This window comes from Mangrovivirga halotolerans (assembly GCF_026241165.1).
GTDB classification, from domain to species: domain Bacteria; phylum Bacteroidota; class Bacteroidia; order Cytophagales; family Cyclobacteriaceae; genus Mangrovivirga; species Mangrovivirga halotolerans.
Window position 1 is genome coordinate 621,477 of the sequence record NZ_JAPFQN010000002.1, and the last position, 6,598, is coordinate 628,074.

Sequence of the window (6,598 nt, forward strand, 5' to 3'; positions counted from 1 at the left end):
ACTGGCTATTAATGAAATATCTGATACTATTAGTTTTAATATTATCTCCCCTTATAAACTCAGAGGCTCAATCTTCTCATTTTTGGACGAGAAACTATGGTAGCGAATCCATGTTATTAAGTGGATCGGTAATCGGAGGTGTATCAGATCTGGGTGCGGTTTATTATAACCCGGCACGGTTAGCCCTTACTAAAAACCCTGCTTTTATAATTAGCGCCGATGTCTATGAACTCAATTCTTACAAAATCGAGGATGCCGTAGGTAACCGGGCAGATCTAAAAACAAATTCATTCGGAGGTGCACCAAGTCTTGCAGCGGGTTCTTATAAAATAAAAAAGTGGCCAAAACATCATTTCGCATATGCTGTACTTCTAAGACATAACAATAATCTGGGATTTACCTATCGGGAAGAGGTACTAGCTGACATATTTCCTAACATTCCTGGTGAAGAATTATTTGAAGGTGAAGTTACTGTTGAAAATAATTCTCGAGAAGAATGGTTTGGAGGGAGCTGGGCATATCGGATCAAAGAAAATCTTAGCGTTGGGGTTTCTTTGTTTGCCACCAAAAGCCAGGTTGGTAAGGGTACTAATTATTCTCTTAGAGCACTAACCAGTCAGGGTGAGGTAGCAATATATGATTATAGAAGAAATTATGGCCTGGATAGTTATGGACTTCTGGCAAAATTCGGAATTGCCTATTCAAAAGAAAAATTAGATTATGGATTAACAATCACCACTCCAAGGTTACACATTCTAGGAGATGCATCCTACAATTACCAATTTTACTTTTCAACACCTTCTGCATCAACCATGAAAGACATTTATGCTAATAATTATCAAAATGACATAAATATAAAATTAAGATCCCCTCTTTCCATTGGAGTTGGAACCAGTTACTCTTATGGTAAAGACAAAAAAATACACCTTAGTGCTGAATATTTTCACAAAGTAAATCAATATAACATCTTTGAAATCGAACCTCACACTATGCAAAGCCGACCTGATTCTGTCATATCTTTCAGGCTCGTAGATGCATATAGAAGTATATTAAATGTAGGAATTGGTGCGGAATGGTATCTAAGCGATAAAGTCAGACTTTATGGAAGTTTCAGCACTGATTTTAGTGCTGCCCCAAAGGATGGTGTAGGATTTATGAATCAGCGACCAGTAGCTTCAAACTCAGCCATCAACGCAAATTATTTTCATGCTGCTGCTGGTGTGCTTTTATCATTCAAGGGAGCAGATTTTACTTTAGGCGCAACTCATACGGGGGGAAAAACAGATTTTTCCAGACCAGTTAATATCCCTGATGAAAATAATACAGGTCCAATTGTAAATACAGAAGATACAGGAAATTTGAGATGGGACAGATGGCAATTTATTGTATCATTCTCTGTTCCTTTTCTAAAAGATTATGCTAAAAAACTGGAGAATAAATTACTCAATAACGATGATAGTAATTAGATAAGTTTTAAATGTCCTGAAATGATCGGCCAGAGATCCTTATTCTTCTTTTTGAATAATCCGAAATGACCAATCTTATCCTTTTTGAGATCTTCCGGCCGATAATGAATTCTTTCTACAGTAGCATTTTCAAACCTTTTAGCCAGCCATTCTACTGAATCTAATGGAGCATAATTATCATCTGAAAAACTTATAGAAACAACCGAACTGGTGATTTCATTAAAATAAACCTCATTCTGATGGTCCATGAAATAATTTTCAGACCTTGCCCATCTTGCCCATTCCAACGCAGCATCAGGGGGTAGGTCTTCCATTGAAGAAAACTTCCCTGGTAAATAGCCATATAATTTCACCATTAAAGGAATTAGTACATACCAGTTGGCCATCATCTTTAACTTCGAAAAGCCCTTCCAAAATCCAAAATAAGCACTCTGAGACGCGACCAAAATGATCTTGTCAATTTTGTTTACGTTGGGAATGAGTCCGACTAACTGACCACCAATGCTGTGGCCTAAATAGTTTATAGTCTCAACTTCCAGTTCCTCACTAATATAATCAATTACATTTTTGATGTCTTTTCTTGCCCAGGCAGAAGCGCTTCGCACTATCTTTTTAGGATGGGTTGGTGTTGATTCACCAACACCCAGATAATCCAGCATAACAACTTTAATATTGTTATTTTTTGCTATCCATTCAGCTAAGGGTTGATAAAAAACCATGGGGACTGCATTAGCAGGAGCAAAAAGCAAACAACTTTTAAAATTCTCTCTGCCATTAAAGATTTTGATCTTTAATCCATCATCAAATACTTTTTCTTCATGTAGAAACATGTAACCAGGTTAAATGATATGAACAAGTTAGATTTTTTCTCTGCCATTAAAAAATTCAGACATACCTTTCAGAAGAGACAAATCTCTTAGCCCATATTTTCTTTTTAAATCTGAAATTAATTCCTCCCAAAAGGAAAATCACACCTGTGGCTAATCCAACGATCCAGAAAAAAGGGGTTTCAGGTATTCTGGTAAGTATTTCTGAGGCAAAAGCAGCATAAAGGCCTATCACAGACCAATACATGAAAGAAAAATGTATATATAAATTCGGCTTGTTATACATGAAAGGAATCATTCCTAATGTTATAGTGGCCCCTGAAATAATCGCTGCGAAATGAAATATCCCAAAACCACCAAATAATCTGTATATAAAAAAAGAAGTTAGATTAACTCCTACCATAGAAAATACATACACATAGCCAATTCTTTTGTGAATAGTAGTCGCCTTTTTTAGTATTAATATTAAAGTACCTGTTATTAGAGCAAGAACAGCAAAAGTCAGGTGAATCCATCCCAGATTACTAAAAGACCCCATCATCTTAATTACTCTTTACTATTATATTGTAAAATTCCTGTTTTGGTATCACGTTAAATTTAATAAAAATCGACAATAACGCCTTAACCAAACATCCTGATAATAAGCGAAATAAACACAAAAATTAAAAGATCAATTTTAATAAATAAAGAGCATATATGACGAATATCATATCCCCCTCAAATATTTGTCACTTTTAATCCACAAAATACCTACTAAAATTGAGACAAATAAAAGAACAGAGAATTGTTTAATTAAAGTCGATAGATATGAGGAATCCCAGCAGAATAATAGGAATTGTACTCTCACTTTTAATGTTGACTGCTTTTAATTCGGAATTATTAGCACAATACAAAGTAGAAAGTAATAGTTCAACACTATCAGTCTTTGGTACTTCTTCCCTTCATGATTGGGAAATTGAAGCCAATACTTTGCAAGGATCAGCAAATTTTGATCTTTCAGAAGGCTTAGTGAAAGACATCAATAATCTGACTTTTTCGGTAGTAGTAAAAAGTTTGAAAAGTGGGAAATCCGGAATGGACAACAACACTTATGATGCATTAGAAGCTAAGAAACACGAAAAAATAACCTTCAAGCTTACTGATGTAAACAAAATCACACCCCTGAGTGGAGGCAAATGCAAGATAGAAGCTACTGGAGTACTAACTATAGCAGGTAATGCTAGAAATGTTAAAATGACAGTTACAGCTGATGCATCAGGATCAAAGGTAAATATTAAAGGAAGTTATAAAATGAAAATGACATCTTTTGATATCGATCCACCAACAGCAGTCTTTGGTACTATTAAAACCGGAGATGATGTAAAAATAGAATTCAATGTTAATTATATAAAATAGACTTTACTAAATCATATTTCAATTATGAAACCACTAATTAAAATTTCGTTATTAGTAGGACTGATGTTCATAACAGTCAGTTCAGCGTTTGCTCAGTTTGAAAGAGAGCTACCTTACTATCGATATAATGATAAAAGAGGATTAAATGTATTTGAAGCACCAAAAGTCGATACGACTGAAATAGATGGAATCAGGGTTCTAATAGGAGGTGACTTCGCAATGCAATTCCAGGGATTAAACCAGGAAAACGCATATGGAGCAGGTGATCCTGATGATCTTGTATTATCAGATTTAGGAACAAACTTTAACCTTCCTACTGCAAACCTTAACCTCGACGTTTATCTTTATGATGGACTGTTGATGCACTTAAGAACCTACTTATCTGCCAGACACCATGAAGAATCATGGGTAAAAGGAGGTCACTTGCAAATTGATAAGCTAGACTTCATTAAGGAAGGATTCATGGAAGATATCATGAAAATTGCCAGATTGAGAATTGGTCTTGATGAAATTAACTATGGTGACGTTCACTTCAGAAGATCTGATAATGCCAGAGTAATTTTCAACCCATTCGTAGGTAACTACATCATGGATTCATTTACTACAGAAGCATTTGTTGAAGCTTATTTAATGCCTGGTAACTTCATCGGTATGTTAGCTATCTCTAATGGTAAACTAAACCAGAATGTAAAAGTCAATGATAATACTGATAACAAAGTTTCTTTCTACGGTAAAGTAGGATATGACAACTACGCTACTGAAGGAGTAAGATTCAGAATTACTGGTTCATGGTATACTAACGGTGGTACTTCAACTGGAACTTACCTTTACAATGGTGACCGTGCAGGTGGAAGATACTATGGCGTGCTTCATAGCATTGATGGAGGAAACGATTTTGAACCAAGATTTGGCCCAAGATTCAAACAAAACACTTCTTTCCAAATTAACCCATTCGTAAAAGTTGGTGGCCTTGAGTTCTTTGGAATCTTTGAAAATATATCAAACGGAGACGATGAAGGAGGAGGATCTTTTAACCAGTATGCTGGAGAAGTTTTATACAGATTTGGAAATACTGAAAACTTCTACGTAGGTGGACGCTATAACATGATTAGCGGTGAAATGAACGAAGGCGATCCAACAAGAGAAATCTCAAGATTGAACATTGGTGGTGGCTGGTTCATGACTAAAAATGTAAAAGTGAAATTAGAATACGTTACCCAGGATTACAGTGGTGATGGCTGGAATGGAACTAAATACCAGGATGCAAGCTTTGACGGTGTAGTACTAGAAGCAGGTATCAGTTTCTAAAATTAGATTCTAATTATTAAATAATACCAATAAGTAGTGTATGTCTTTCCTGAATTCAATAATGTTACTGTTAGTAATCGGATTGATCTCCCCGAATTCAGAAAAACCAGACATACACTACTTTATTATTGATCAGGCAGAGTTTAAAGTTCATTGCAAAACCAATATCAATTCATTCACCTGTTCAACATCAGCAGATAAGATAAGCGACACACTTAAAGTGTACGTTTATAAAGATCAATCAATCGCCAGATTTAACAAAGCTGATATTCAGGTTCCAATCCGATCATTTAATTGCGGAATAAATCAACTCACAAAAGACTTTCATGAAACATTAGATTCTGATAAATATCCTTATTTAATAGTCAGGATTAATTCCATTAAAGCAAACCGAACCCCTGAAGATCTCACAGCAGAAATCACATTGAACATAGCCGGCCAAAATAAGAAGTATACCTTCCCAATAGAACTGGCTAAAGAAAGTAATCAATACAATTGCGAAGGATCAAATACAATATCACTTAATGATTTCCGACTTGACACTCCAGACCGTTTTTTTGGAATGGTAAAAGTTAAAGAAGAGGTTAGCTTATCATTTCAATTATCGGCTGTGGAGATGTAATCAAAATATCATTATCAGCCCTTATTTATCATTCCCCCATCCAGAGTATCCAGATCATCAATCTTCCCTCTTTTTTCCCAGGCATTTTCCAGGATCTTATAAAGAATATAGTTAAAAATTAAGCCGAATGGTAAGGCGATTAAATTAAAAACTATATCTGGTAGATCAGTAAAGAATGTAGTTCCAAAAATCACTTCGCTAATGCCTAATAAAAAACCACCAATTATAGTGCCTGTATAATATACTACTATTCCTAAAATAGCATACCCCCACTTTGATCGACCAAACCGTTCAGCAAGGTTATAAAAATATTTACCAATCCAGAATAAAAAAATAAATCCCAGCATAAATAAAAAAATTAAAGTTTAAAAAATAATTACAATAGTATATATGAAATAATAAAATTCAAAGAGATAATTCGACTTAAATTATAAAGCATAAAACCAATAATAATAAACTTTACAGAAAGTGCGAGAGTGAGTTTGAGAGCGAGAGCGAGAGTGGAGAGGCTGTAATCTTGGTTGGTGTGAGGCATAAAAAAAAGCCTCACCGAAAATCGATGAGGCTTTGATAATAAAATGGCGATGATACTGACGAGCCTATCGGCTATCAGCATCTTGTTTCTTATAAGTATCAGGCATAAAAAAACCCTGACGATCTAACGATGTCAGGGTTATAATAATAAAATGGCGATGACCTACTCTCCCACATTTAACTGCAGTACCATCAGCGCTGAGGGGCTTAACTTCTTTGTTCGAAATGGGGAAAGGTGATCCCCCTCGCTATCTTCACCATAAACTCTTTGTTGACACTTTTGTCAACCTAATATCTTTTGACATATCAAACACACAAGTAAACTTTGATTAAAAATAATCATAAGTACATTAAGACCGGATCCTTAGGAGATCCTTGGAAAGTTACAGGTAATTAGTACTGCTCGGCTATGCCATCTCTGACTTTACACCTGCAGCCTATCAACG

The 6,598-nt window shown here is 35.2% G+C and carries 7 protein-coding genes and 1 rRNA gene; 4 read left to right on the forward strand and 4 right to left on the reverse strand.

The features are described 5' to 3' along the window. Positions 1-11 precede the first annotated feature (11 nt). Entirely contained in the window at positions 12-1,466 is a 1,455-nt protein-coding gene (locus OO013_RS03835) for an OmpP1/FadL family transporter (RefSeq protein WP_266055331.1), read from the forward strand. Here the strand turns inward: OO013_RS03835 and OO013_RS03840 are convergent. Together OO013_RS03840 and OO013_RS03845 are read right to left on the reverse strand one after the other, a co-directional pair. Then, entirely contained in the window at positions 1,463-2,296 is an 834-nt protein-coding gene (locus OO013_RS03840; protein WP_266055332.1) for an alpha/beta hydrolase family protein, read from the reverse strand. The genes OO013_RS03835 and OO013_RS03840 overlap by 4 nt on opposite strands. Before the next feature lie 55 nt (positions 2,297-2,351). Then, positions 2,352-2,834: a DUF2306 domain-containing protein gene (locus OO013_RS03845; protein WP_266055333.1), complete on the reverse strand. Its 483-nt coding sequence runs from the start codon at positions 2,832-2,834 to the stop codon at positions 2,352-2,354. A gap of 266 nt (positions 2,835-3,100) precedes the next feature. Between OO013_RS03845 and OO013_RS03850 the strand changes: the two genes are divergently transcribed. From OO013_RS03850 to OO013_RS03860, 3 genes are all read left to right on the forward strand, one after another. Next, a complete protein-coding gene (locus OO013_RS03850; protein ID WP_266055334.1) occupies positions 3,101-3,688 on the forward strand; it encodes a YceI family protein in 588 nt (195 codons plus the stop codon). A 24-nt stretch (positions 3,689-3,712) separates the two neighbouring features. Then, the gene (locus OO013_RS03855) at positions 3,713-4,996 is read left to right on the forward strand and encodes a hypothetical protein (protein ID WP_266055335.1); all 1,284 of its coding nucleotides are present in this window, start codon (positions 3,713-3,715) and stop codon (positions 4,994-4,996) included. Between the two features lie 61 nt (positions 4,997-5,057). Then, complete coding sequence (locus OO013_RS03860; RefSeq protein ID WP_266055336.1) at positions 5,058-5,618, forward strand: YceI family protein; 561 nt, start codon at positions 5,058-5,060, stop codon at positions 5,616-5,618. A gap of 14 nt (positions 5,619-5,632) precedes the next feature. On the opposite strand, the gene OO013_RS03865 is transcribed toward OO013_RS03860, so the two are convergent. Together OO013_RS03865 and rrf are read right to left on the reverse strand one after the other, a co-directional pair. After that, complete coding sequence (locus tag OO013_RS03865; RefSeq protein ID WP_266055337.1) at positions 5,633-5,965, reverse strand: hypothetical protein; 333 nt, start codon at positions 5,963-5,965, stop codon at positions 5,633-5,635. 337 nt (positions 5,966-6,302) lie between these two features. After that, positions 6,303-6,414: ribosomal RNA gene (rrf, locus tag OO013_RS03870) — 5S ribosomal RNA — on the reverse strand. Positions 6,415-6,598: the final 184 nt, after the last annotated feature.

Bases quoted from the DNA above. Each gene is read 5' to 3' on its own strand.
- OO013_RS03855 (WP_266055335.1), top strand. From the start codon at position 3,713: ATGAAACCACTAATTAAAATTTCGTTATTAGTAGGACTGATGTTCATA.
- OO013_RS03845 (WP_266055333.1), bottom strand. From the start codon at position 2,834: ATGATGGGGTCTTTTAGTAATCTGGGATGGATTCACCTGACTTTTGCT.
- OO013_RS03860 (WP_266055336.1), top strand. From the start codon at position 5,058: ATGTTACTGTTAGTAATCGGATTGATCTCCCCGAATTCAGAAAAACCA.
- OO013_RS03850 (WP_266055334.1), top strand. From the start codon at position 3,101: ATGAGGAATCCCAGCAGAATAATAGGAATTGTACTCTCACTTTTAATG.
- OO013_RS03840 (WP_266055332.1), bottom strand. From the start codon at position 2,296: ATGTTTCTACATGAAGAAAAAGTATTTGATGATGGATTAAAGATCAAA.
- OO013_RS03835 (WP_266055331.1), top strand. From the start codon at position 12: ATGAAATATCTGATACTATTAGTTTTAATATTATCTCCCCTTATAAAC.
- OO013_RS03865 (WP_266055337.1), bottom strand. From the start codon at position 5,965: ATGCTGGGATTTATTTTTTTATTCTGGATTGGTAAATATTTTTATAAC.